At 53.1% G+C, this 22,834-nt stretch carries 21 protein-coding genes and 2 tRNA genes; 19 read left to right on the top strand and 4 right to left on the bottom strand.

The features are described 5' to 3' along the window. Positions 1 to 64: 64 nt before the first annotated feature. Together GC087_RS20390 and ispB are read right to left on the bottom strand one after the other, a co-directional pair. Entirely contained in the window at positions 65 to 346 is a 282-nt protein-coding gene (locus tag GC087_RS20390) for a helix-turn-helix domain-containing protein (protein ID WP_006121748.1), read from the bottom strand. Between the two features lie 221 nt (positions 347 to 567). Then, a complete protein-coding gene (gene ispB / locus GC087_RS20385; protein WP_006121749.1) occupies positions 568 to 1,539 on the bottom strand; it encodes an octaprenyl diphosphate synthase in 972 nt (323 codons plus the stop codon). 255 nt (positions 1,540 to 1,794) lie between these two features. On the opposite strand from ispB, the gene rplU reads away from it, so the two are divergent. The 3 genes from rplU (at position 1,795) to cgtA (ending at position 3,795) form a co-directional block, all read left to right on the top strand. Then, positions 1,795 to 2,106 carry a 50S ribosomal protein L21 gene (gene rplU, locus GC087_RS20380; protein ID WP_006121750.1) on the top strand — a complete coding sequence of 104 codons (312 nt, stop codon included), beginning with the start codon at positions 1,795 to 1,797 and terminating at the stop codon, positions 2,104 to 2,106. 15 nt (positions 2,107 to 2,121) lie between these two features. After that, entirely contained in the window at positions 2,122 to 2,379 is a 258-nt protein-coding gene (gene rpmA / locus GC087_RS20375; protein WP_006121751.1) for a 50S ribosomal protein L27, read from the top strand. 243 nt (positions 2,380 to 2,622) lie between these two features. Continuing rightward, the gene (cgtA, locus tag GC087_RS20370) at positions 2,623 to 3,795 is read left to right on the top strand and encodes an Obg family GTPase CgtA (protein ID WP_033739183.1); all 1,173 of its coding nucleotides are present in this window, start codon (positions 2,623 to 2,625) and stop codon (positions 3,793 to 3,795) included. 444 nt (positions 3,796 to 4,239) lie between these two features. Here cgtA and dacB read toward each other — a convergent pair whose 3' ends face one another. Beyond that, a complete protein-coding gene (gene dacB / locus GC087_RS20365) occupies positions 4,240 to 5,673 on the bottom strand; it encodes a serine-type D-Ala-D-Ala carboxypeptidase (RefSeq protein WP_033739262.1) in 1,434 nt (477 codons plus the stop codon). Positions 5,674 to 5,918: 245 nt separating this feature from the next. Between dacB and greA the strand changes: the two genes are divergently transcribed. After that, on the top strand, positions 5,919 to 6,395 hold the full coding sequence (gene greA, locus GC087_RS20360) for a transcription elongation factor GreA (protein ID WP_006121754.1): 477 nt from the start codon (positions 5,919 to 5,921) through the stop codon (positions 6,393 to 6,395). Between the two features lie 106 nt (positions 6,396 to 6,501). Here greA and yhbY read toward each other — a convergent pair whose 3' ends face one another. Next, positions 6,502 to 6,795, bottom strand: a complete 294-nt coding sequence (gene yhbY / locus GC087_RS20355) for a ribosome assembly RNA-binding protein YhbY (RefSeq protein ID WP_324029200.1) — start codon at positions 6,793 to 6,795, stop codon at positions 6,502 to 6,504. Positions 6,796 to 6,921: 126 nt separating this feature from the next. On the opposite strand from yhbY, the gene rlmE reads away from it, so the two are divergent. The 15 genes from rlmE to nlpI all read left to right on the top strand — a co-directional run bounded on the left by rlmE (position 6,922) and on the right by nlpI (position 22,809). Further along, positions 6,922 to 7,551: a 23S rRNA (uridine(2552)-2'-O)-methyltransferase RlmE gene (gene rlmE, locus GC087_RS20350; RefSeq protein ID WP_006121756.1), complete on the top strand. Its 630-nt coding sequence runs from the start codon at positions 6,922 to 6,924 to the stop codon at positions 7,549 to 7,551. Between the two features lie 113 nt (positions 7,552 to 7,664). Then, the gene (gene ftsH, locus GC087_RS20345) at positions 7,665 to 9,593 is read left to right on the top strand and encodes an ATP-dependent zinc metalloprotease FtsH (protein ID WP_033739186.1); all 1,929 of its coding nucleotides are present in this window, start codon (positions 7,665 to 7,667) and stop codon (positions 9,591 to 9,593) included. A gap of 80 nt (positions 9,594 to 9,673) precedes the next feature. Next, entirely contained in the window at positions 9,674 to 10,507 is an 834-nt protein-coding gene (gene folP / locus GC087_RS20340; protein WP_039338891.1) for a dihydropteroate synthase, read from the top strand. A gap of 5 nt (positions 10,508 to 10,512) precedes the next feature. After that, positions 10,513 to 11,847 carry a phosphoglucosamine mutase gene (gene glmM, locus GC087_RS20335; protein ID WP_033739188.1) on the top strand — a complete coding sequence of 445 codons (1,335 nt, stop codon included), beginning with the start codon at positions 10,513 to 10,515 and terminating at the stop codon, positions 11,845 to 11,847. Between the two features lie 218 nt (positions 11,848 to 12,065). After that, complete coding sequence (gene secG / locus GC087_RS20330; RefSeq protein ID WP_006121760.1) at positions 12,066 to 12,401, top strand: preprotein translocase subunit SecG; 336 nt, start codon at positions 12,066 to 12,068, stop codon at positions 12,399 to 12,401. Positions 12,402 to 12,449: 48 nt separating this feature from the next. Beyond that, positions 12,450 to 12,536: transfer RNA gene (locus tag GC087_RS20325), tRNA-Leu, on the top strand. Between the two features lie 59 nt (positions 12,537 to 12,595). After that, positions 12,596 to 12,672 (top strand) — tRNA-Met (locus GC087_RS20320). 211 nt (positions 12,673 to 12,883) lie between these two features. Then, positions 12,884 to 13,336, top strand: a complete 453-nt coding sequence (gene rimP / locus GC087_RS20315) for a ribosome maturation factor RimP (RefSeq protein ID WP_006121761.1) — start codon at positions 12,884 to 12,886, stop codon at positions 13,334 to 13,336. Positions 13,337 to 13,360: 24 nt separating this feature from the next. Beyond that, positions 13,361 to 14,848, top strand: a complete 1,488-nt coding sequence (nusA, locus tag GC087_RS20310) for a transcription termination factor NusA (protein ID WP_006121762.1) — start codon at positions 13,361 to 13,363, stop codon at positions 14,846 to 14,848. 17 nt (positions 14,849 to 14,865) lie between these two features. After that, positions 14,866 to 17,550, top strand: coding sequence for a translation initiation factor IF-2 (gene infB, locus GC087_RS20305; protein WP_028723648.1), 2,685 nt, complete (start codon positions 14,866 to 14,868; stop codon positions 17,548 to 17,550). Between the two features lie 65 nt (positions 17,551 to 17,615). After that, positions 17,616 to 18,023 carry a 30S ribosome-binding factor RbfA gene (gene rbfA, locus GC087_RS20300; protein ID WP_006121764.1) on the top strand — a complete coding sequence of 136 codons (408 nt, stop codon included), beginning with the start codon at positions 17,616 to 17,618 and terminating at the stop codon, positions 18,021 to 18,023. Further along, a complete protein-coding gene (gene truB, locus GC087_RS20295) occupies positions 18,023 to 18,967 on the top strand; it encodes a tRNA pseudouridine(55) synthase TruB (RefSeq protein WP_054634601.1) in 945 nt (314 codons plus the stop codon). Before rbfA ends, truB begins: the two co-directional genes overlap by 1 nt. Before the next feature lie 123 nt (positions 18,968 to 19,090). After that, positions 19,091 to 19,360 carry a 30S ribosomal protein S15 gene (rpsO, locus tag GC087_RS20290; RefSeq protein ID WP_006121766.1) on the top strand — a complete coding sequence of 90 codons (270 nt, stop codon included), beginning with the start codon at positions 19,091 to 19,093 and terminating at the stop codon, positions 19,358 to 19,360. A 305-nt stretch (positions 19,361 to 19,665) separates the two neighbouring features. Then, positions 19,666 to 21,795, top strand: coding sequence for a polyribonucleotide nucleotidyltransferase (gene pnp, locus GC087_RS20285; protein WP_006121767.1), 2,130 nt, complete (start codon positions 19,666 to 19,668; stop codon positions 21,793 to 21,795). Between the two features lie 129 nt (positions 21,796 to 21,924). After that, complete coding sequence (nlpI, locus tag GC087_RS20280; protein ID WP_033739194.1) at positions 21,925 to 22,809, top strand: lipoprotein NlpI; 885 nt, start codon at positions 21,925 to 21,927, stop codon at positions 22,807 to 22,809. Positions 22,810 to 22,834 lie beyond the last annotated feature (25 nt).

The following is a 22,834-nucleotide window of genomic DNA, read 5'->3' as shown; positions in this document are numbered from 1 at the left end:
CAGGCCTGTAAAAAACCAGCCTGGCATACGGGCTGGTTTTTTTTCGTCTGGCACTAACCCGATGTTAGTTTTTGGTCGTCTGATCGGACGATCGCACACGTTTTTTTCGATCCAGTAGGCTGTTCGTTTCAGGATCGTAATAGCGGCTTGGCCATATCTCTGATGGGTGGACATTGATCGCATCAGCAATCAGCCATTCCCCTTTTGGCCATGGCCGTGAAAGGGCGTTAGCCAGTGTTGATGAGCTTAATCCTGCCTGGCGGGACAATGCCGCCAGCGTTGTACCACGTTTGCGCAGTGCGGCAATAATATCGGCAGGATGCCAGTCCTCTGTCCTTTTTTGCATTACTGTTTTCTCCTTGTCAGTGCGAAGCGCGCGGGGGGATTCTGACGTGCTTTAAAATACATCTGGAAACTTATGGTGGTTTATATCAGAAAATTTCCATAAGGTTCCAGTAATATTTCCGTAAGCAGACAGAACTGCGCGGCCTGACGCAAAAGGATGGTAATGACTGCAACCGCGGCGGGGGAAAGAAAGAAGACGAGGCCGTCAGGCCCCGTCAGCGATTAGAAATCGCGTTGAACCGACATGTGAGCCAGAGATTCCAGCGCTGTGCGCCATGGGGTTTCAGGCAGGATTTGTAATGCCGCGATGGCCTTATCCGCTTCCTGCTCAGCACGCTTGCGCGTCCATTCCAGAGAGCCGCACTGGTTCATCGCTTCCAGAACGGGAGCCAGTAAATGGCGGCCGTTCCCCTGTTCAATCGCCTCACGGATCATTTTAGCCTGTTCAGGCGATCCGTTGTTCATGGCATGAAGCAGAGGCAGCGTGGGTTTACCTTCGCTGAGATCGTCACCGGTATTTTTGCCCAGGGTTTCACCATCGGCACTGTAGTCCAGTAAATCATCGATTAACTGGAAAGCCGTTCCCAAATAACGTCCGTAATCCTGCAGCGCTTTTTCCTGCGCTGGCGTCGCTTCCGCCAGAATCGCCGAGGCCTGAGAGGCGGCTTCAAATAAGCGCGCGGTTTTGCTGTATATCACCCGCATATAGCTCTCTTCGGTGATGTCGGGATCGTTGACGTTCATCAGCTGGAGCACTTCTCCTTCAGCGATCACGTTCACCGCCTCGGACATCAGCGCCAGAATGCGCAACGAGCCCATGCTGGTCATCATCTGGAAAGCGCGGGTATAAATAAAATCACCGACCAGTACGCTGGCCGCGTTACCAAATGCGGCGTTCGCGGTGGCTTTTCCACGGCGCATATCGGATTCATCCACGACATCGTCATGCAACAGCGTGGCGGTGTGGATAAATTCGATCAGCGCCGCGTTGGTCACGTGTAAATCCCCCTGGTAACCCATGGCGCGAGCAGACAGCACGGCAATCATGGGCCGGATGCGTTTACCGCCGCCACTGATGATGTAATAACCCAGCTGGTTGATGAGCGAGACATCTGAATTCAGCTGGTCGAGTATGGTCTGGTTAACGGCAGCCATGTCCTGTGCGGTTAATTCGTTAATCTGTTCTAAGTTCATTCGTCTTTTCAGCTATGACTCGTTTCTCTGCCATGGTAAGCGGTTTTACCCAGCCAGCGTTCAGTAATCTGTTACTGATTGTACTTGAATTTTCAGGTTGAGAAACGTTTGCATTGAGCCTGTGTTTTTTTTCTGCAAGAGTGTGCAAAGTGCTCTTGTCTTCTGTTTGAGTTTTGCGTAGAATTCGCGCCCTATTGTGAATATTTAGCGCGCCGCCTGATGAACTAAAAGGCAAGCGCAGAAGCGGAGTTTTATATGTACGCGGTTTTCCAAAGTGGTGGTAAACAACACCGAGTAAGCGAAGGTCAGACCGTTCGCCTGGAAAAGCTGGACATCGCAACCGGTGAAACCATCGAGTTTGACCAGGTTCTGATGATTGCAAATGGCGAAGACGTGAAAATCGGCGCGCCACTGGTTTCAGGCGGTGTGATCAAGGCAGAAGTTGTTGCTCATGGTCGTGGCGAGAAAGTTAAAATCGTTAAGTTTCGTCGTCGTAAGCACTACCGTAAGCAAGCTGGCCATCGCCAGTGGTTCACTGATGTGAAAATCACTGGTATCACGGCGTAAGAGGAGATCTGACAAATGGCACATAAAAAGGCTGGTGGTTCGACTCGAAATGGTCGTGACTCCAATGCAAAACGTCTGGGTGTAAAACGTTTCGGTGGCGAATCTGTTCTGGCAGGTAGCATCATCGTTCGTCAGCGTGGTACCAAATTCCACGCCGGTAACAACGTAGGTTGTGGTCGTGACCACACTCTGTTTGCTACCGCAGACGGCAAAGTAAAATTCGAAGTTAAAGGTCCGAACAACCGTAAATACATCAGCATCGTTGCTGAGTAAGGTTGTCGTGACGCAGACGGTTACCGTCTGAACGCACGAATTGAAGGCCCCGCAACTCTTGCGGGGCTTTTTACATTCTGCGACCTGTCGCCAGACAGGCGACATAGCCTGGCTGCGTGTTGTACACTTTATGTACATGCTGGCGAGAGCCAGTTTTGATTTATCCGCCGCTGGTCAGCGCAGAACGACCCTGGCGGACCCGTTTGCAGCCTGTTGCAGACGATTGTGTGACGGAGAAAGAAAATGAAGTTTGTTGATGAAGCGACAATTTTGGTCGTCGCAGGTGATGGCGGTAATGGCTGTGTCAGTTTCCGCCGTGAAAAATATATCCCAAAAGGCGGCCCGGACGGCGGTGATGGTGGTGACGGCGGTGACGTATATTTAGTCGCTGACGAAAACCTTAACACCCTGATCGATTATCGTTTCGAAAAATCTTTCCGCGCTGAGCGTGGTCAGAATGGTCAGAGTCGCGACTGTACGGGTAAACGCGGCAAAGATATTACGATTAAAGTCCCCGTCGGAACCCGCGTTATTGACCAGGGAACGGGCGAGACACTGGGCGATATGACGCGTCACCAGCAGACGCTGATGGTGGCAAAAGGCGGCTGGCACGGTCTGGGTAACACCCGTTTTAAATCCTCGGTCAACCGTACCCCACGGCAGAAAACCATGGGCACCGCAGGCGAGAAACGTGACCTGCAACTGGAGCTGATGCTGCTGGCTGACGTGGGCATGCTGGGCTTACCGAATGCCGGTAAATCCACCTTTATCCGTGCGGTTTCCGCTGCCAAGCCGAAAGTGGCTGATTATCCTTTTACCACCCTGGTACCCAGCCTGGGCGTTGTACGTATGGACAGCGAGCAGAGCTTCGTCGTCGCCGATATTCCGGGGCTGATTGAAGGTGCTGCAGAAGGCGCCGGTCTGGGGATTCGCTTCCTGAAACATCTGGAACGCTGCCGTGTTCTGTTGCACCTGATTGACATCGCCCCGATTGACGAGAGCGATCCGGTTGAGAACGCCCGTATTATTCTGGGTGAGCTGGAAAAATACAGCGATAAGTTGTTCAACAAGCCGCGCTGGCTGGTGTTTAACAAAGTCGATCTGATTGATGAAGAAGAAGCACAGGCTCGCGCAAAAGCCATTGCTGAGGCGCTGGGCTGGGAAGAGAAGTACTATCTTATCTCGGCGGCCAGCCGTCAGGGCGTGACCGACCTGTGCTGGGATGTGATGAGCTTTATCAACGCCAATCCGAAAGAAGCGGACGTTGAAGAAAAACAGCCTGAGAAAGTGGAATTCATGTGGGACGACTACCACAAAGAAGCCCTCGAGAACGCGGCTGTTGAAGACGATGAAGAGTGGGATGACGACTGGGATGAAGATGACGACGAAGGCGTCGAAATCATTTATCAGCGTTAACACACTTTGCTGCCCCCTTCTGCCGGAATGGGGGCAGTTTTCTTTCCGGCCTGTCTTTGCCCGCTATCACGCCTTGCCGTTGATAACTCAAATGCCGCAGGCAGTGGACAAACCTCCTGCTACCCGCTTCGACGTATACGCCGAAATCCAGCGGGCAGGCGCTGGGTTCACCCGCGCAGCCCTGGCGTATGTCTGCCAGTTTCTTCATACAGCCTACATTTCACCATGCTTTCCCTCCTTCGCATAAAAGCCTGAGGTTCGCTTATGTGGCTAACGTATCGCGGCTCACGGCGTGTTTAATGGCCCGTGGCGTCAGCCCGAGGAACGTCACTAACGCGATGGCAGTAAGAATAAAACAGTGAGGCAAAGGGGAAGGGCGAACGCCTGTCAGGCCAATAAAAAAGCGCAGCGGCGTTGATCCCACTGCGCTTTTATCGACATCAGTTAGTAGTTCTTGTTGATATCGCGATAGAGCCGACTTTCGAACCGCACCAGTGGAATACGGCGCGTGCGCTGATCTTCCGGCGGTACCGCATAGCCGGACAGGAACTGCACAAACGCGACGCGCGCCCCGCTGGACGTGGTGATAAAACCGGCAAGGTTGTAAACGCCCTGCAGTGAACCCGTTTTGGCAGAGACTTTGCCATCCAGACCGGCTTCATGCAGGCCGCCGCGATATTGCAGCGTGCCGTCATGACCCGCCAGGGGCAGCATGGAAATATAATCCAGCTTGCTGTCATTTTGCGCAATGTACTGCAGCACCTGCATCATGGTGGCAGGAGAGATGAGATCGTGGCGCGACAAGCCGGAACCATCAACCTGGATACTGTTACCCAAATCGATATTCGCTTTTTCACGCAGGATACGGCGCACCGCGTCTGACCCGGCGCGGAAGGTGCCCGGTACATTAAAGTAATGATGGCCAATGGTGCGGAACACCGTGTCGGCGATCATATTGTCGGACTTCTTCAGCATCATATGCAGCAGCGTATGCAGCGGCGCAGACTGGGTTGAGGCCAGCACGGTGCCCGGCTCAGTGACCTGTGTCTGGCGCAGCAGATGTCCGCTGTAATCAATACCGGCGGAACGCAGTTCAGATTTCAGAATCTCGCCGGCCCAGGCGGCACCATCCTGAACGGCAAAGGCCAGCGGAAGGGGATCGCTACGCTGACGCAGACAGCCGGTCAGGGTATAGCGGTTCAGCTCACCTGGCACCACATCCAGTTCGCAATACTGCCCCTCGCCACTGTTGCGCCCAATGGTGCGCACCTGGCTCAGCATGTGCGCCGGATAATAAGAGGCGATGCGCACGAAGGCGTTTTCGCCGGGCTTATCCGCACTGTAGAGCGACACGGAGAAACAGTTTTTATCGACGATAGCCGCAGCGGGCGGTGCGCTAAAGCACTGCGTCATATCGTTCCACGGCCAACCCGGCGCCGCATCATGGCTGGCAAACACCGAGGTATCAATGACCAGATTGCCTTTGATATGCGTGATGCCTTGTTTTTTTAAGGCTGCGACCATATTACGCAGATCCTGGCGGCCCAATGTAGGATCGCCAGCGAAACGGGCAACAAGATCGCCATTCAGTGTGCCATCGATCAGCGCACCTTTGGTCTCAAAGGTCGTTTGAAAACGATAATCACCGCCCAGTTCCAGTAATGCCGCCAGCGCGGTGATGACTTTCATGGTACTGGCGGGAAGCGCCATCTGTTTCCCGTGGTAATCAATGATCGGCGTAGTTGCGCCCACTTTTTGCACCAGTAAAGCCAGGTTGGCACCATCTGGCAGATACTGCATGTATTCATCAACGGGTGCTGCTTGTGCCTGCAGCATAAACGCACAGGTTAATCCGGTAACAAGTCGTGAAAATCGCATAATCTCGCGGCAACTGACAGGTGAAGGCGACAATACTACGTCCCTGGACGGTGCAAAGTAAACGATGACCCGCAGGGAACTCTGGGGTAAAATACGTATCAAATTGCAAAACCTTTTCTGGCCTGGAACATTTCCGGGTCAGTCTTCTTTTATTTGCAAAATGAGGCATGGCGCCGCAGAACGCTTTTTTCTGCAGTCACCGGTCAGGATGCACCGTGAAACAGGATTGATGACGAGGAGCTAAAATGAACCAGATTCCGATGACGTTAAGAGGCGCTGAAAGGCTGCGCGAAGAGCTGCATGAGCTGAAAACGGTGAAACGCCCGCGCATTATTGCCTCCATCGCGGAGGCCCGCGAGCACGGCGATTTGAAAGAGAATGCCGAATACCATGCTGCGCGTGAAGAACAGGGGTTCTGTGAGGGACGCATTCAGGAGATTGAGGCCAAACTCTCAAATGCGCAGGTTATCGACGTCACCCAAATGCCTAAAACCGGCCGCGTCATTTTTGGCGCGACGGTAACGGTCCTGAATGTGGATACGGATGAAGAGTTTACGTACCGCATCGTAGGTGACGATGAAGCAGACTTTAAGCAAAATCTGATTTCTGTTAACTCGCCAATGGCGCGTGGCCTGGTGGGGAAAGAAGCCGATGACGTGGCGATTATCAAAACGCCGGGCGGCGATGTGGAGTACGAAATCCTGAAGGTGGAATACATCTGACAGGTGGCAACCTTTTGTAACGGGTTGCAGTACAATGTAAAGAAAGGAAAAAGGCCGCGCTGCGGCCTTTTATCCCATGTAAGAGCATGGCACTTTCTTTGCCCACTTAACGTGGCAGAGAAATCTTGCTCTCATTAGCGGGGCGATACAGCACCAGCGTTTTACCTATCAACTGAACGTTGACGGCGCCAGTTTCACGTACGATAGCGTCGACGATCAGCTGCCGGGTCTCACGATCTTCAGAGGCGACTTTCACCTTGATTAACTCGTGGTGTCCCAGCGCGTGTTCGATCTCTGCCAGCACACCTTCGGTCAGGCCATTGCCTCCGAGCATGACGACTGGCTTGAGCGGATGGGCGAGGCTTTTCAGGTGCTGTTTTTGTTTGGTACTTAGATTCATCGTATTATTTACTTACTCGGGGATTGAAAACGGTTCATTCTACCGCCATCTCGGGTATATCGCCAAATCGACGCAACCTACTGCGTGCAGATTTATCGCTACGATGACGATTTAGTTGGAAATTTTATGACCGGTAAAAAGCGTTCAGCCAGCTCCAGCCGCTGGCTACAGGAACACTTTAGCGATAAATACGTGCTCCAGGCACAGAAAAAAGGGTTGCGTTCGCGCGCCTGGTTTAAACTTGATGAAATACAACAGGGTGACAAGCTTTTCAAACCCGGTATGACCGTGGTAGATCTGGGTGCTGCACCCGGTGGCTGGTCGCAATATGTGGTACAGCAAATTGGGTCCAAAGGGCGTGTCATTGCATGTGATATCCTGCCTATGGATCCTATTGTTGGTGTCGATTTTCTTCAAGGCGATTTTCGTGAAGAATCGGTGATTAACGCGTTGCTTGAGCGTGTGGGCGATCAGAAAGTCCAGGTCGTCATGTCTGATATGGCACCGAATATGAGTGGTACACCTGCCGTAGATATTCCCCGGTCGATGTATTTGGTTGAGCTGGCGTTAGAGATGTGTCGTGACATTTTGGCTCCCGGCGGGAGTTTTGTAGTGAAAGTGTTCCAGGGGGATGGCTTTGATGAATACCTGCGGGAAATTCGATCCCTGTTCACGAAAGTGAAAATACGTAAGCCTGACGCTTCACGTTCACGTTCACGTGAAGTTTATATTGTGGCGACTGGGCGCAAGCTGTAGCCAACGTGGTGGATCATCCAGCCTTCCCGCTGCGATTCCATGTACGAAGGATCTATAGTACCCTACGCTATCTGTTAACACCGTTGTAATATGAGGTTAATCCCTTGAGTGACATGGCGAAAAACCTGATTCTCTGGCTAGTCATCGCGGTTGTACTGATGTCAGTCTTCCAGAGCTTTGGGCCCAGCGAGTCAAATGGCCGTAGGGTTGATTATTCAACCTTCCTGTCGGAAGTGAACCAGGATCAGGTCCGCGAGGCACGTATTAACGGGCGTGAAATTAACGTAACCAAAAAAGACAGTAATAAATACACCACCTACATTCCTGTCAATGATCCCAAGTTACTCGATAACCTGTTGACCAAGAACGTTAAAGTGGTTGGTGAGCCGCCTGAAGAGCCAAGCCTGCTGGCGTCGATCTTCATTTCCTGGTTCCCAATGTTACTGCTGATTGGTGTGTGGATTTTCTTCATGCGGCAAATGCAGGGCGGTGGCGGCAAAGGCGCAATGTCCTTTGGTAAGAGCAAAGCCCGCATGCTAACGGAAGATCAGATTAAAACCACTTTTGCTGACGTAGCAGGCTGTGACGAAGCGAAAGAGGAAGTCGGTGAGCTGGTCGAATACCTGCGTGAACCGAGCCGTTTCCAGAAGCTGGGGGGTAAAATCCCGAAAGGCGTTCTGATGGTCGGCCCGCCGGGTACCGGTAAAACCCTGCTGGCGAAAGCCATTGCCGGTGAGGCGAAAGTACCGTTCTTTACCATTTCAGGTTCTGACTTTGTTGAAATGTTCGTTGGTGTGGGTGCGTCTCGCGTCCGTGACATGTTTGAACAGGCTAAGAAAGCGGCACCGTGCATTATCTTCATCGATGAGATCGATGCCGTTGGTCGCCAGCGTGGTGCCGGTTTAGGGGGAGGGCACGATGAGCGTGAACAAACCCTGAACCAGATGCTGGTTGAAATGGATGGCTTTGAAGGTAACGAAGGCATCATCGTGATTGCTGCGACCAACCGTCCAGACGTACTTGACCCTGCGCTGCTGCGTCCGGGCCGCTTTGACCGTCAGGTTGTCGTGGGCTTGCCAGACGTACGTGGTCGTGAGCAGATTCTGAAAGTGCATATGCGTCGTGTACCCCTGGCAACCGACATTGATGCGGCCATCATTGCGCGCGGTACGCCAGGCTTCTCCGGTGCCGATCTGGCGAACCTGGTGAACGAAGCGGCGCTGTTTGCTGCACGCAGCAATAAACGCGTTGTGTCGATGGTGGAATTCGAAAAAGCCAAAGACAAAATCATGATGGGTGCAGAGCGCCGTTCCATGGTGATGACCGAAGCACAGAAAGAGTCTACGGCTTACCATGAGGCCGGCCACGCGATTATTGGTCGTCTGGTACCGGAACACGATCCGGTGCACAAAGTGACCATTATTCCGCGCGGTCGTGCATTAGGTGTGACCTTCTTCCTGCCTGAAGGCGATGCGATTAGCGCAAGCCGTCAGAAGCTGGAAAGTCAGATTTCGACCCTGTACGGCGGTCGTCTGGCGGAAGAGATCATCTACGGTGCAGAACATGTCTCTACCGGTGCCTCTAACGATATCAAAGTGGCAACCAACCTGGCCCGTAACATGGTTACCCAGTGGGGCTTCTCTGAGAAACTGGGCCCGCTGCTGTATGCTGAAGAAGACGGTGAAGTGTTCCTGGGCCGTTCAGTGGCAAAAGCCAAGCATATGTCAGATGAAACTGCCCGTATTATCGACCAGGAAGTTAAACACCTGATTGATACGAACTATCAGCGCGCTCGCCAGATCCTGGGCGAAAACATGGACATTCTTCACGCGATGAAAGATGCGCTGATGAAGTATGAAACCATTGATGCACCGCAGATTGACGACCTGATGGCACGCCGTGAAGTGCGTCCGCCAGCAGGCTGGGAAGATCCGGGCAGCAGCAATTCAGACAGTAACGGTACGCCAAAGGCCCCGCGTCCGGTCGATGAACCGCGTACGCCGAATCCAGGCAATACCATGTCAGAACAGTTCGACAAATAAGACGTCAGGTCTTTTAATAAAACCCCGGCTGGTCCGGGGTTTTTTACATCTATACATTGAGCCACAAGGAGTTTTTCACCATGAAACTGTTCGCCCGTGATTCCCATCTCGATTTGTCATTTCCACATGTGATGGGCATTCTCAACGTCACGCCGGACTCTTTTTCCGATGGTGGTAAACACAATGCGCTGGTCGATGCGTTAACGCACACTAACGAGATGGTCAACGCTGGCGCAACAATTATTGACGTGGGGGGCGAGTCCACGCGTCCGGGCGCTGATGAAGTGAGCGTTGAGGAGGAGCTTGAACGGGTGATTCCGGTGGTCGAAGCTATCGCTCAACGCTTTGAGGTATGGATATCGGTCGATACGTCCAAAGCCGACGTGATTCGTGAAGCCGCCAGCGCAGGGGCTCACATTATCAATGATGTGCGCTCGCTGTCTGAGCCTGGCGCGTTGGCAGCGGCAGCGGCAGCGGGCTTACCGGTTTGTCTAATGCATATGCAGGGCGAACCGCGTACGATGCAGCAGGCACCAGCCTATAAGGATATTGTAAGCGAAGTGGACACTTACTTCGTTGAACAACTGGCCCGCTGCGAAGCCGCAGGCATAAAAAAAGAGAATCTGTTACTCGACCCGGGCTTCGGTTTCGGTAAGAATCTCAGCCACAATTATGAACTGCTGGCCCACCTCAGTAAATTTCACCGTTTTGCGCTGCCGCTGTTGGTTGGCATGTCACGCAAATCAATGATTGGACAACTGCTGAATGTGGGACCTTCCCAGCGCCTGACGGGCAGCCTGGCCTGTGCGGTTATTGCCGCCATGCAGGGCGCGCACATTATTCGCGCCCACGATGTAAAAGAAACCGTCGAAGCGATGCGGGTGGTTGAAGCGACACAAAGAGCGAAAGGATGAAGAGCATGAGCGAACGTAAATATTTCGGTACCGATGGGATTCGCGGCAAAGTCGGTGAGTCACCGATTACCCCTGACTTTGTATTAAAGCTCGGCTGGGCGGCGGGTAAAGTGCTGGCCCGTCACGGCTCCAAAAAAATTATCATTGGTAAAGACACGCGCATTTCAGGCTATATGCTGGAATCCGCGCTGGAAGCCGGTCTCGCAGCCGCAGGGCTGTCTGCGGCGTTTACCGGCCCAATGCCCACGCCCGCTATTGCCTATCTGACCCGCACGTTCCGTGCCGAAGCCGGCATCGTGATTTCCGCGTCGCACAATCCGTTTGATGATAACGGCATTAAGTTTTTCTCCGCCGAAGGGACGAAACTGCCCGATGACGTGGAAGAGGCGATCGAACTGGAAATGGAAAAACCGCTTACCTGCGTGGAATCCGCCCAGTTGGGGCGTGCCAGCCGTATTGTTGACGCGGCCGGGCGTTACATTGAATTTTGTAAAGGTACGTTCCCCAGCGAACTCAGCCTCAGTGGCCTGAAAATTGTCGTCGACTGTGCAAACGGTGCCACTTATCACATTGCGCCTAATGTCCTGCGTGAACTCGGTGCGACGGTGATTGCAGTTGGCGTCCAGCCTGATGGCATGAACATTAATAAAGCATGCGGCGCGACCGATCTCAGGATGCTGCAGGAACGCGTACTGGCTGAAAAAGCGGACATCGGTCTGGCCTATGACGGTGACGGCGATCGCATCATGATGGTCGACCACCTTGGCAAGAAAGTGGATGGGGACCAGATTCTGTATATCATCGCCCGCGAAGGTCTGCGTCAGGGACAGTTGCGCGGTGGTGTGGTCGGCACGCTGATGAGCAACATGGGGCTGGAGCTGGCGCTGAAACAGCTGGGTATTCCGTTTGTTCGTGCAAAAGTGGGCGACCGCTATGTACTGGAAAAAATGCAGGAAAAAGGCTGGCGCCTGGGAGCGGAAAACTCCGGTCATGTGATCCTGCTGGATAAGATCGCTACGGGTGACGGCATCGTTGCAAGTTTGCAAGTACTTACAGCTATGGTTCGTAACCATATGAGCCTGCACGATCTCTGCACCGGCATGAAAATGCTGCCTCAGGTGCTGGTAAATGTCCGCTTCGCCGGCGAGCACGATCCGCTGGAAAGCGATGCCGTTAAAGCGGTAGCCGAGGACGTGGAAAAAGCCCTGGCCGGAAAAGGACGCGTGCTGCTGCGTAAATCGGGCACGGAACCGCTAATCCGCGTAATGGTAGAGGGTGAGGATGAAACCCAGGTGACGGCGCTGGCGAATCGAATTGCCGATGCGGTTAAAGCTGTCTGAGGCAGCTGGCAGGCGGGGACATCGCAGTGGACCTGCCTGCAAAATCATCGCACTGGCGCTTTTTTCTGCAATCAGCGTGCCGCATGTAAATTGCACTTGCAGAGGTATGCGCCATTGGTTAGTATTCACACCCGCTTCTGATGGGTGATGAAGAAACTCCCCGTCAAATTGGTTGAAGCTTTAACTGTGCGGATTACGCGCAAGGAAACAGGTTGATTATGTACGAAGCTCTGTTAGTTGTTTTCCTTATTGTAGCAATTGGCCTGGTAGGTCTTATCATGCTGCAGCAAGGCAAAGGCGCTGATATGGGTGCATCATTCGGTGCAGGCGCGTCAGGTACGCTGTTCGGTTCAACCGGGTCAGGTAATTTCATGACTCGCATGACCGCCGTACTGGCTACGCTGTTTTTCGTCATCAGCTTGATTCTGGGTAACCTGAACAGTAATAAAACAGCCAAAGGAAGTGAGTGGGATAATCTCACTGCGCCAGCTCAGTCTCAACAGCAGACTCAGCCAGCTAAACCGGCTACGCCGGGCAACGATATCCCGCATTAATAGCGTTAAGCGTCATAAGCGGCAGTTCAGCGTCGCAGTCAGTGCAGTACCGAGGTGGTGAAATTGGTAGACACGCTACCTTGAGGTGGTAGTGCTCGAAAGGGCTTACGGGTTCAAGTCCCGTCCTCGGTACCAAATCATAGTTAGACTTGCATTTTATGCATGATCGGCGTAACATTCGCCACGTTTTCGGACGCGGGGTGGAGCAGCCTGGTAGCTCGTCGGGCTCATAACCCGAAGGTCGTCGGTTCAAATCCGGCCCCCGCAACCACTTTCCCTTAGAGTTCTTTTTCAAATATACTGTATGCATCGACGGGCGCATTAGCAGCGAATTTTGAAAAAAATTCTTTTGGATGGGCGTCCGGGCCGCAATGCGGCATACAGGGTCCAGTGATAAAAAGCCCCGACTATTCGGGGTTTTTTGTTATTAGCGAATCGTAATACTGGGCTATAGGCCCTTTTTTTATGTCTTGGGGGTGGGCTTGTCCACATTAGAGCAAAAATTGACAGAGTTGGTATCTGCTCCGGTAGAAGCGCTCGGCTACGAACTGGTCGGAATTGAATTCGTTCGTGGTCGCACATCAACCCTGCGCATCTATATTGACAGTGAAGATGGCATCAATGTTGACGATTGCGCGGACGTCAGCCACCAGGTGAGTGCCGTGATGGATGTGGAAGATCCCATCACCGTCCCTTACCACCTTGAAGTGTCCTCACCGGGGCTCGACCGTCCTCTGTTCACTGCAGAACATTATGCACGCTTTACCGGCGATGAGGTGAGCCTGGTGCTGCGTATGGCCGTTCAAAACCGCCGTAAATGGCAGGGAATCATCAAGTCTGTAGAAGGCGAGATGATAACGGTAAACGTTGAGGGTAATGACGAGGTGTTCGCGCTGAGTAATATTCAGAAAGCGAACCTGGTCCCCCACTTTTAAAAGTCCGGATTGAGGCTAACCAGGATGAACAAAGAGATCTTAGCTGTTGTAGAAGCCGTTTCTAACGAAAAAGCCCTGCCGCGTGAGAAAATCTTCGAAGCGCTGGAGAGCGCGCTGGCGACTGCGACCAAGAAAAAGTACGAGCAGGAAATTGACGTCCGCGTCAGCATCGACCGCAGAAGTGGCGACTTTGATACGTTCCGCCGTTGGGAAATCGTAGAGCAGGTCACTCAGCCAACGCGTGAGATCACGCTGGATGCGGCTCGCTACGAAGATGAGTCCCTCAATCTGGGCGACTACGTTGAAGATCAGATTGAATCTGTCACCTTTGACCGCATTACTACCCAGACCGCAAAACAGGTTATCGTGCAAAAAGTACGTGAAGCCGAGCGCGCAATGGTCGTGGATCAGTTCCGTGAGCAGGAAGGCGAAATTATCACCGGCGTGGTGAAAAAAGTTAATCGTGACAATATTTCACTGGATCTGGGCAACAATGCTGAAGCGGTAATCCTGCGTGAGGATATGCTGCCGCGCGAAAACTTCCGCCCTGGTGACCGTATTCGTGGTGTTCTGTATGCCGTTCGCCCGGAAGCGCGTGGTGCACAGCTGTTTGTGACCCGCTCAAAGCCAGAAATGCTGATCGAACTGTTCCGCATTGAAGTACCAGAAATTGGCGAAGAAGTGCTTGAAATTAAAGCCGCAGCCCGCGATCCGGGTTCACGCGCTAAAATTGCAGTAAAAACGAACGACAAACGTATTGATCCGGTGGGTGCCTGCGTCGGTATGCGCGGTGCGCGTGTTCAGGCCGTGTCCAGTGAACTGGGCGGCGAGCGTATCGATATCGTGCTGTGGGACGACAACCCGGCACAGTTTGTTATTAACGCCATGGCTCCGGCTGATGTGGCGTCAATCGTGGTTGATGAAGACAACCACACGATGGATATCGCCGTTGAGGCTGGCAATCTGGCCCAGGCGATCGGCCGTAATGGCCAAAACGTGCGTCTGGCTTCACAGCTGAGTGGCTGGGAGCTGAACGTGATGACCGTCGATGATCTGCAGGCGAAGCATCAGGCTGAAGCCCATGCAGCGATCGATATGTTCACTAAACATCTCGACATCGACGAAGAGTTCGCCACCATTCTGGTGGAAGAGGGCTTCTCATCGTTGGAAGAACTGGCCTATGTGCCAATTAACGAGCTGTTGGAAATCGACGGCCTCGACGAAGAGACCATTGAAGCCCTGCGTGAACGAGCAAAAAATGCGTTAACCACCCTGGCACTGGCTAAAGAAGAGAGCCTGGGGAATCAGGAACCTGCAGAAGACCTCTTGAATCTTGAGGGTCTGGATCGTGCACTGGCTTTCCGCCTGGCATCCAAAGGCGTTTGCACGCTGGAAGACCTTGCTGAGCAAGGTGTTGACGATCTGACTGATATTGAAGGGCTGACTGATGAGCAAGCTGGCGCGCTGATTATGGCCGCACGCAATATCTGCTGGTTCGGCGATGACGCGTAATAACAGGAAGGAACAGCATGACAGATGTAACCGTAAAATCGCTGGCAGCAGAAATTCAGACTTCGGTCGATCGCCTGGTACAGCAGTTTGCTGATGCGGGGATCCCAAAGTCTGAAAATGATGCGGTGACCCAGCATGAGAAAGAAACCTTACTGTCTCACCTGAAGCATGGTCAGGCCGGTTCAGGCAAACTGACCCTGCAGCGCAAAACGCGTAGTACCTTGAATATTCCTGGCACCGGGGGTAAAAGTAAATCGGTGCAAATCGAAGTCCGCAAAAAGCGCACGTATGTAAAAGGTGATGCAGAGTCTGAGCAAGCTCAGGCAGAAGCAGAAGCCGAGGCGCAGCGTGAAGCGGAAGAGCAGGCGCAACGCGAGGCCGCTGAACAGGCGCGTCGTGAAGCGGAACAAAAAGCGCAACGTGAAGCCGAAGAGAAAGCCAGGCGCGAAGCCGCTGAAAAGGCTAAGCGTGCAGCAGCGGAAAATGAGAAAGTGACTAATCAACCTACCGACGAAGTGACCAAGGCCGCCCAGTCCGATAAAGCACGTCGTGAAGCTGAAGCCGCTGAACTGAAGCGTAAAGCGGAAGAAGAAGCGCGTCGTAAGCTGGAAGAGGCTGCCCGCCTCGCCGCGGAAGAAGCCCGCCGTTTAGCCGAAGAAAAAGCGGCTGAATGGGAAAAGCCTGAAGAAGAGGATAAGGGCGACTATCACGTCACCACCTCAACACATGCCCGTCAGGCCGAAGACGAGAATGATCGTCAGGTCGAAGCGGGTCGTGCCCGCACGCGCAGTGCTAAAGCCGCGCGTCCGGTGAAAAAAGGCAACAAGCATTCAGAAGCCAAAACCGACCGCGAAGAAGCCCGTGCGCAGGTTCGTGGTGGTAAAGGTGGTAAGCATCGTAAGCCAAGCGCTCTGCAGCAGGGCTTCAACAAGCCAGCACAGGCGGTTAACCGCGATGTGGTGATTGGCGAAACCATCACCGTTGCTGAACTGGCTAACAAAATGGCCGTTAAAGGTTCACTGGTCATCAAAGCGATGATGAAAATGGGCGCTATGGCGACCATCAACCAGGTTATCGACCAGGAAACCGCACAGCTGGTTGCCGAAGAAATGGGCCACAAGGTGACCCTTCGTCGTGAAAACGAGCTGGAAGAAGCGGTAATGGACGATCGTGATACCGATGCAGCGCAGGAAGCGCGTGCGCCGGTCGTGACCATTATGGGCCACGTTGACCACGGTAAAACCTCACTGCTGGATTATATCCGCTCGACCAAAATCGCCTCTGGCGAAGCGGGCGGGATTACACAGCACATCGGTGCATATCACGTCGAAACCGACAACGGTATGATCACCTTCCTGGATACCCCGGGCCACGCCGCGTTTACCGCGATGCGTGCACGTGGTGCGCAGGCAACGGATATCGTTATCCTCGTGGTGGCGGCAGATGATGGTGTGATGCCACAAACCATCGAAGCGATTCAGCACGCCAAAGCCGCGAAAGTGCCGGTTGTGGTTGCTGTCAACAAGTGCGATAAGCCAGAAGCCGATCCGGATCGTGTTAAAAATGAACTGACACAGTACGGCATCATTCCGGAAGAGTGGGGCGGCGAAAACATGTTCGTCAACGTCTCTGCGAAAGCGGGTACCGGTATTGACGATCTGCTGAACGCGATTCTGCTGCAGGCAGAAGTGCTTGAGCTGACGGCCATTCGTGCCGGTATGGCCAGCGGCGTTGTGATCGAATCGTTCCTCGACAAAGGTCGTGGTCCGGTTGCGACCGTTCTGGTACGCGAAGGTACGCTGAACAAAGGCGATATCGTTCTGTGTGGCTTCGAATACGGCCGTGTTCGTGCAATGCGTGACGAACTGGGACGTGAAGTCATGGAAGCGGGCCCGTCTATCCCGGTTGAGATCCTCGGCTTGTCCGGTGTTCCGGCGGCAGGTGATGAAGCGACCGTGGTGCGTGACGAGAAGAAAGCCCGTGAAGTGGCACTGTATCGTCAGGGCAAATTCCGTGAAGTGAAACTGGCACGTCAGCAGAAATCTAAGCTGGAAAACATGTTTGCTAACATGACCGAAGGCGAAGTATCTGAACTGAACATCGTGCTGAAAGCCGACGTTCAGGGCTCTGTGGAAGCGATCTCCGACTCCCTGCTCAAACTCTCCACCGACGAAGTGAAGGTGAAGATTGTGGGTTCAGGCGTAGGTGGTATCACCGAAACCGACGCGACGCTGGCAGCCGCATCTAACGCGATTATCCTTGGCTTTAACGTCCGTGCTGACGCATCTGCGCGTCGCGTCATCGACGCTGAAAGCCTGGATCTGCGTTACTACTCCGTCATCTATAACCTGATTGACGAAGTGAAAGCCGCAATGAGCGGTATGCTGGCACCAGAGTACAAACAGCAGATCATCGGTCTGGCTGAAGTGCGTGACGTGTTCAAATCACCGAAATTTGGTGCTATCGCAGGTTGTATGGTGACGGAAGGTAACATCAAGCGTCACAACCCAATCCGCGTCCTGCGCGATAACGTGGTGATCTACGAAGGTGAGCTTGAATCACTGCGTCGCTTTAAAGATGACGTTAACGAAGTGCGTAACGGCATGGAGTGCGGTATCGGCGTGAAGAACTATAATGACGTTCGTGTCGGCGATATGATCGAAGTCTTCGAAGTGATTGAAGTTAAACGCACCATCGCTTAAGTCCTGGCGTTGATGATGCAATTTGGGAGGCCGCTGGCCTCCCGAATTATTTGGGAGAAATAAAAATGGCGAAAGAATTTGGCCGTCCGCAGCGTGTATCACAGGAGCTGCAAAAAGAGATTGCGATGATTCTGCAGCGTGAGATTAAAGATCCACGCCTTGGCATGATGGTGACCGTTTCGGGTGTTGAGGTGTCACGTGACCTCGCTTACGCCAAAGTGTTTGTGACATTCCTCAACGATCAAGATGAAGAAGCCGTAAAAAATGGCCTGAAAGCGTTGAAAGAAGCCTCGGGTTATATCCGTACGCTGCTGGGTAAAGCCATGCGCCTGCGTATCGTGCCTGAACTGACCTTCTTCTACGATAACTCGTTGATTGAAGGGATGCGCATGTCTAACCTCGTGACTAACGTGGTGAAAAAAGACGTTGAGCGTCGTGGTCCAGAAACCACGGATGATGACGAGGAGGCGTAATGAGTCGTCCTCGTCGTCGCGGTCGCGACGTCCATGGCGTTTTGTTGCTGGATAAGCCACAAGGCATGTCGTCTAACGATGTTCTGCAGAAGGTGAAGCGCATTTTTAACGCTAACCGTGCAGGACACACCGGTGCACTTGATCCGCTGGCAACCGGCATGTTGCCGATCTGTCTGGGTGAAGCCACCAAGTTCTCGCAGTATCTGCTGGATTCCGATAAGCGTTATCGCGTGATTGCCCGGTTAGGTGAACGTACCGATACCTCCGATGCGGACGGGAACCGGGTACAAACCCGTCCCGTGACCTTTACCCAGGCCGATCTGAATACCGCACTGGACAGTTTTCGTGGTGACATTATGCAGGTGCCGTCGATGTTTTCAGCATTGAAACATCAGGGCCGGAAACTGTATGAATATGCCCGCGAAGGCATCACTATCGAACGTGAGCCCCGGCCGATCACCGTGTATGACTTGCAGTTTATTCGCTGGCAGGGCAATGAGCTTGAGCTGGAAATTCACTGCTCTAAAGGTACGTACATCCGTACCATTATTGACGATTTGGGTGAAAAGCTGGGCTGCGGTGCGCATGTCATCATGCTGCGTCGTTTGCAGGTAGCACGCTATCCCTTCGAAAGAATGGTCACGCTGGAGCAGCTTCAGGCGTTGCAGGCAGAGGCGAACGCCTCAGGCGACGATCTGGCGTTACAGCTCGATCCTCTGCTGCTGCCCATGGACAGTCCGGCTGCGGATTTTCCTGCGGTCAACCTGTCAGCGGATGTGGCGGCCTACTTTAAACAGGGCCAGCCGGTGCATGCAAGTCAGGCACCTGACCAGGGGCTGGTTCGGGTCACCGAAGGTGAAACACGCAAGTTTATCGGTATGGCAGAAGTGGCCGACGATGGCCGGATTGCTCCACGCCGTTTAGTGGTTGAGTATCAGAATTAAGTTGTGCGCTTTTCATTAAGGGCATTTGCGTTGCCTTCTGGCGAAGAGTAGAATAGCGCGGCTTTAAAGCGGGATGCTGAATTAGAGATCGGCGCCCATACATTCATTTAACTGGAGTTTATTATGTCTCTAAGCGTAGAAGCTAAAGCAGAGATCGTTGCTAAATATGGTCGTGGTGCTAACGACAGCGGTTCAACTGAAGTTCAGGTTGCACTGTTGACCGCGCAGATCAGCCATCTGCAGGGCCACTTCTCTGAGCACAAAAAAGACCACCACAGCCGCCGCGGTCTGCTGCGCATGGTATCTCAGCGTCGTAAGCTGCTGGACTACCTGAAGCGTAAAGACGTTGCACGCTACAGCAGCCTGATCGAAAGCCTCGGTCTGCGTCGCTAAGTCTTAAAATCGGATCGTCCGGGATGCCACAAATGTGTGCTAAAACCCCTTTGGCGATCAGATTTGTGCGAGTTTCATGAAAAGGGGGCCTTTATGGCCCCTTTTTTCGAGCAATGCGCAGCAATCCTGAGCAAACTCATGTATTGTTGTTGGGTGTGATCTTTGTTTGCAGAGGTTCGCGCGGCTAATGAGAGGCTTTACCGCAGGGGCGGTTAAGGGTTGTCATTAGTCGCGAGGATGCAACGGAGATCGGTAATTAATGGCAGGCTCAAGATAGCACTGCCCCGATGTTAAGGACTTTGATTTTGCTTAATCCGATCGTACGCAAATTCCAATATGGTCAACATACCGTCACGCTGGAAACCGGCATGATGGCTCGCCAGGCGACTGCCGCCGTTATGGTGAGCATGGATGACACCGCTGTTTTTGTCACCGTTGTTGGCCAGAAAAAAACCAAACCAGGCCAGGACTTCTTCCCACTGACCGTTAACTATCAGGAGCGTACTTACGCTGCTGGTCGTATCCCGGGCAGCTTCTTCCGTCGCGAAGGCCGTCCAAGCGAAGGTGAAACGCTGATTTCACGTCTGATTGACCGTCCGGTGCGTCCTCTGTTCCCGGAAGGGTTCGTTAACGAAGTTCAGGTGATTGCGACCGTTGTTTCGGTCAACCCACAGGTTCACCCAGACATCGTTGCGATGATCGGTGCCTCTGCCGCGCTGGCGCTGTCGGGTCTGCCTTTCAATGGCCCAATCGGTGCGGCGCGTGTGGGTTATATCAATGACCAGTACGTACTGAACCCAACGGCTGACGAACTGAAAACGTCACGTCTGGATCTGGTGGTTGCAGGTACGCAGAACGCCGTTCTGATGGTGGAATCTGAAGCAGAAATCCTGTCTGAAGAACAAATGCTGGGTGCTGTGGTGTTCGGCCACGATCAGCAGCAGGTGGTGATTGAAAACATTAATGCACTGGTCGCTGAAGCGGGCAAGCCGCGTTGGGACTGGCAGCCAGAAGCGGCCAATACTGCACTGATTTCACGTGTCGCGGCCCTGGCTGAAGCGCGTATCAGCGATGCGTACCGTATCACTGACAAGCAAGCGCGTTATGCCCAGGTTGATGCCATCAAAGACGAAACCATCGCGGCGCTGCTGGCGGAAGACGAATCCCTGGATGCGGCTGAAATCGGTGATATCGTGCACAGCCTGGAGAAGACGGTTGTTCGTACCCGTATTCTGAACGGCGAGCCGCGTATCGATGGCCGTGAAAAAGACATGATTCGTGGTCTGGACGTGCGGACCGGCGTACTGCCGCGTACCCATGGTTCAGCCCTGTTCACCCGTGGTGAAACACAGGCGCTGGTGACCGCAACGCTGGGTACCACCCGCGATGCGCAGAACCTGGATGAACTGATGGGTGAGCGTACCGACAGCTTCCTGTTCCACTACAACTTCCCTCCCTACTCAGTAGGTGAAACCGGTATGGTGGGCTCGCCTAAGCGTCGTGAAATTGGTCACGGTCGTCTGGCGAAGCGCGGCGTGTTGGCCGTAATGCCAAAAGTGGAAGATTTCCCTTACACCGTTCGTGTCGTGTCTGAAATCACTGAATCAAACGGTTCATCTTCTATGGCTTCCGTCTGTGGTGCTTCTCTGGCGCTGATGGACGCGGGCGTACCTATTAAAGCGTCTGTTGCCGGTATCGCGATGGGCCTGGTAAAAGAAGACGACAAATTTGTTGTTCTGTCTGACATTCTGGGTGATGAAGATCACCTGGGTGATATGGACTTCAAAGTGGCGGGTAGCCGTGACGGTATCACCGCGCTGCAGATGGACATCAAAATTGAAGGCATCACCCGCGAGATCATGCAGGTAGCGCTGAATCAGGCCAAAGGTGCACGTCTGCACATTCTGGGCGTGATGGAGCAGGCTATCAGCACGCCGCGTCAGGAAATCTCTGAGTTCGCACCGCGCATTTACACCATCAAGATCAGTTCAGATAAGATCAAAGATGTGATCGGTAAAGGCGGTTCTGTTATCCGTGCGCTGACCGAAGAAACCGGCACCACCATCGAAATCGAAGATGACGGTACGGTGAAAATCGCGGCAACTGATGGCCTGAAAGCGAAAGAAGCGATTCGTCGCATCGAAGAGATCACCGCTGAAATCGAAGTGGGCCGCATTTACAGCGGTAAAGTCACGCGCATTGTCGATTTCGGTGCTTTCGTTGCTATCGGCGGCGGTAAAGAAGGTCTGGTGCACATTTCACAAATCGCTGATAAGCGCGTTGAGAAAGTGACGGATTATCTGCAGATGGGTCAGGAAGTACCGGTGAAGGTGATGGAAGTGGATCGCCAGGGCCGTGTCCGTCTGAGCATCAAAGAAGCGACAGAAACCAAGCCTGAGGCTGTTGCAGCTGAGAGCGCACCTGACGCTGAATAAGTCTTTCCTGATTTGCCTCTCCTTGCCTGGCAGGGGGAGGCTTTTGTGTCATCGCGAGGGCAGGAATCCTTGTGCACAGCAGGCGGATAACAGGACGGTTGTCCCAATGTTTGTATTCGGGAGTGGGAAATGAAGCCTTTTTTGCGCTGGTGTTTTGTTGCGACAGCTTTGACGCTGGCAGGATGCAGCAACTCCAATTGGCGTAAGAACGAAGTTCTTGCAGTACCTTTACAGCCCACACTGCAGCAGGAAGTGATTCTGGCTCGCATGGAACAAATTCTTGCCAGTCGAGCCCTTACCGATGATGAACGCGCACAGCTGTTATATGAGCGCGGAGTGTTGTATGATAGTTTGGGTCTGAGGGCATTAGCGCGGAACGATTTTTCGCAAGCGCTGTCTATAAGACCTGATATGCCAGAAGTGTTTAACTATCTTGGTATATACTTAACGCAGGCGGGCAACTATGATGCCGCCTATGAAGCGTTTGATTCTGTACTTGAGCTTGATCCAACTTACAACTATGCGCATTTAAATCGTGGTATCGCCCTCTATTACGGTGGTCGATACAAGTTAGCGCAAGATGATCTGCTGGCGTTTTATCAAGACGATCCTAACGATCCTTTCCGTAGCTTGTGGCTCTATCTTGTTGAAAGCAAGATGGACGCAGCCAAAGCAAAAGTGGCGCTTAAACAGCGTTACGACAAAGCGGTTAAGGACCAATGGGGATGGAATATTGTCGAGTTCTACCTGGGCGACATCAGCGAAGCAACACTGATGGAACGTCTCAAGGCGGACGCAACGGATAACACCTCGCTCGCTGAACATCTCAGTGAAACCAACTTCTATTTAGGTAAGTATTACCTAAGTCTGGGGGAGAAGGACAACGCAGAAGCGTTGTTCAAACTGGCGGTCGCCAACAACGTGAATAACTTTGTTGAACACCGATACGCATTGTTGGAACTGGCGCTACTCGGCCAGGCACAAGACGATTTATCAGAATCTGACCAGCAATAGCTGACGAACTTTTTTGCCTGTAAAC

Origin of the sequence: Pantoea sp. JZ2 (genome assembly GCF_035191405.1) — a bacterium.
Lineage (GTDB): Bacteria > Pseudomonadota > Gammaproteobacteria > Enterobacterales > Enterobacteriaceae > Pantoea > Pantoea stewartii.
This window is presented reverse-complemented; position numbering and strand designations above follow the sequence as displayed.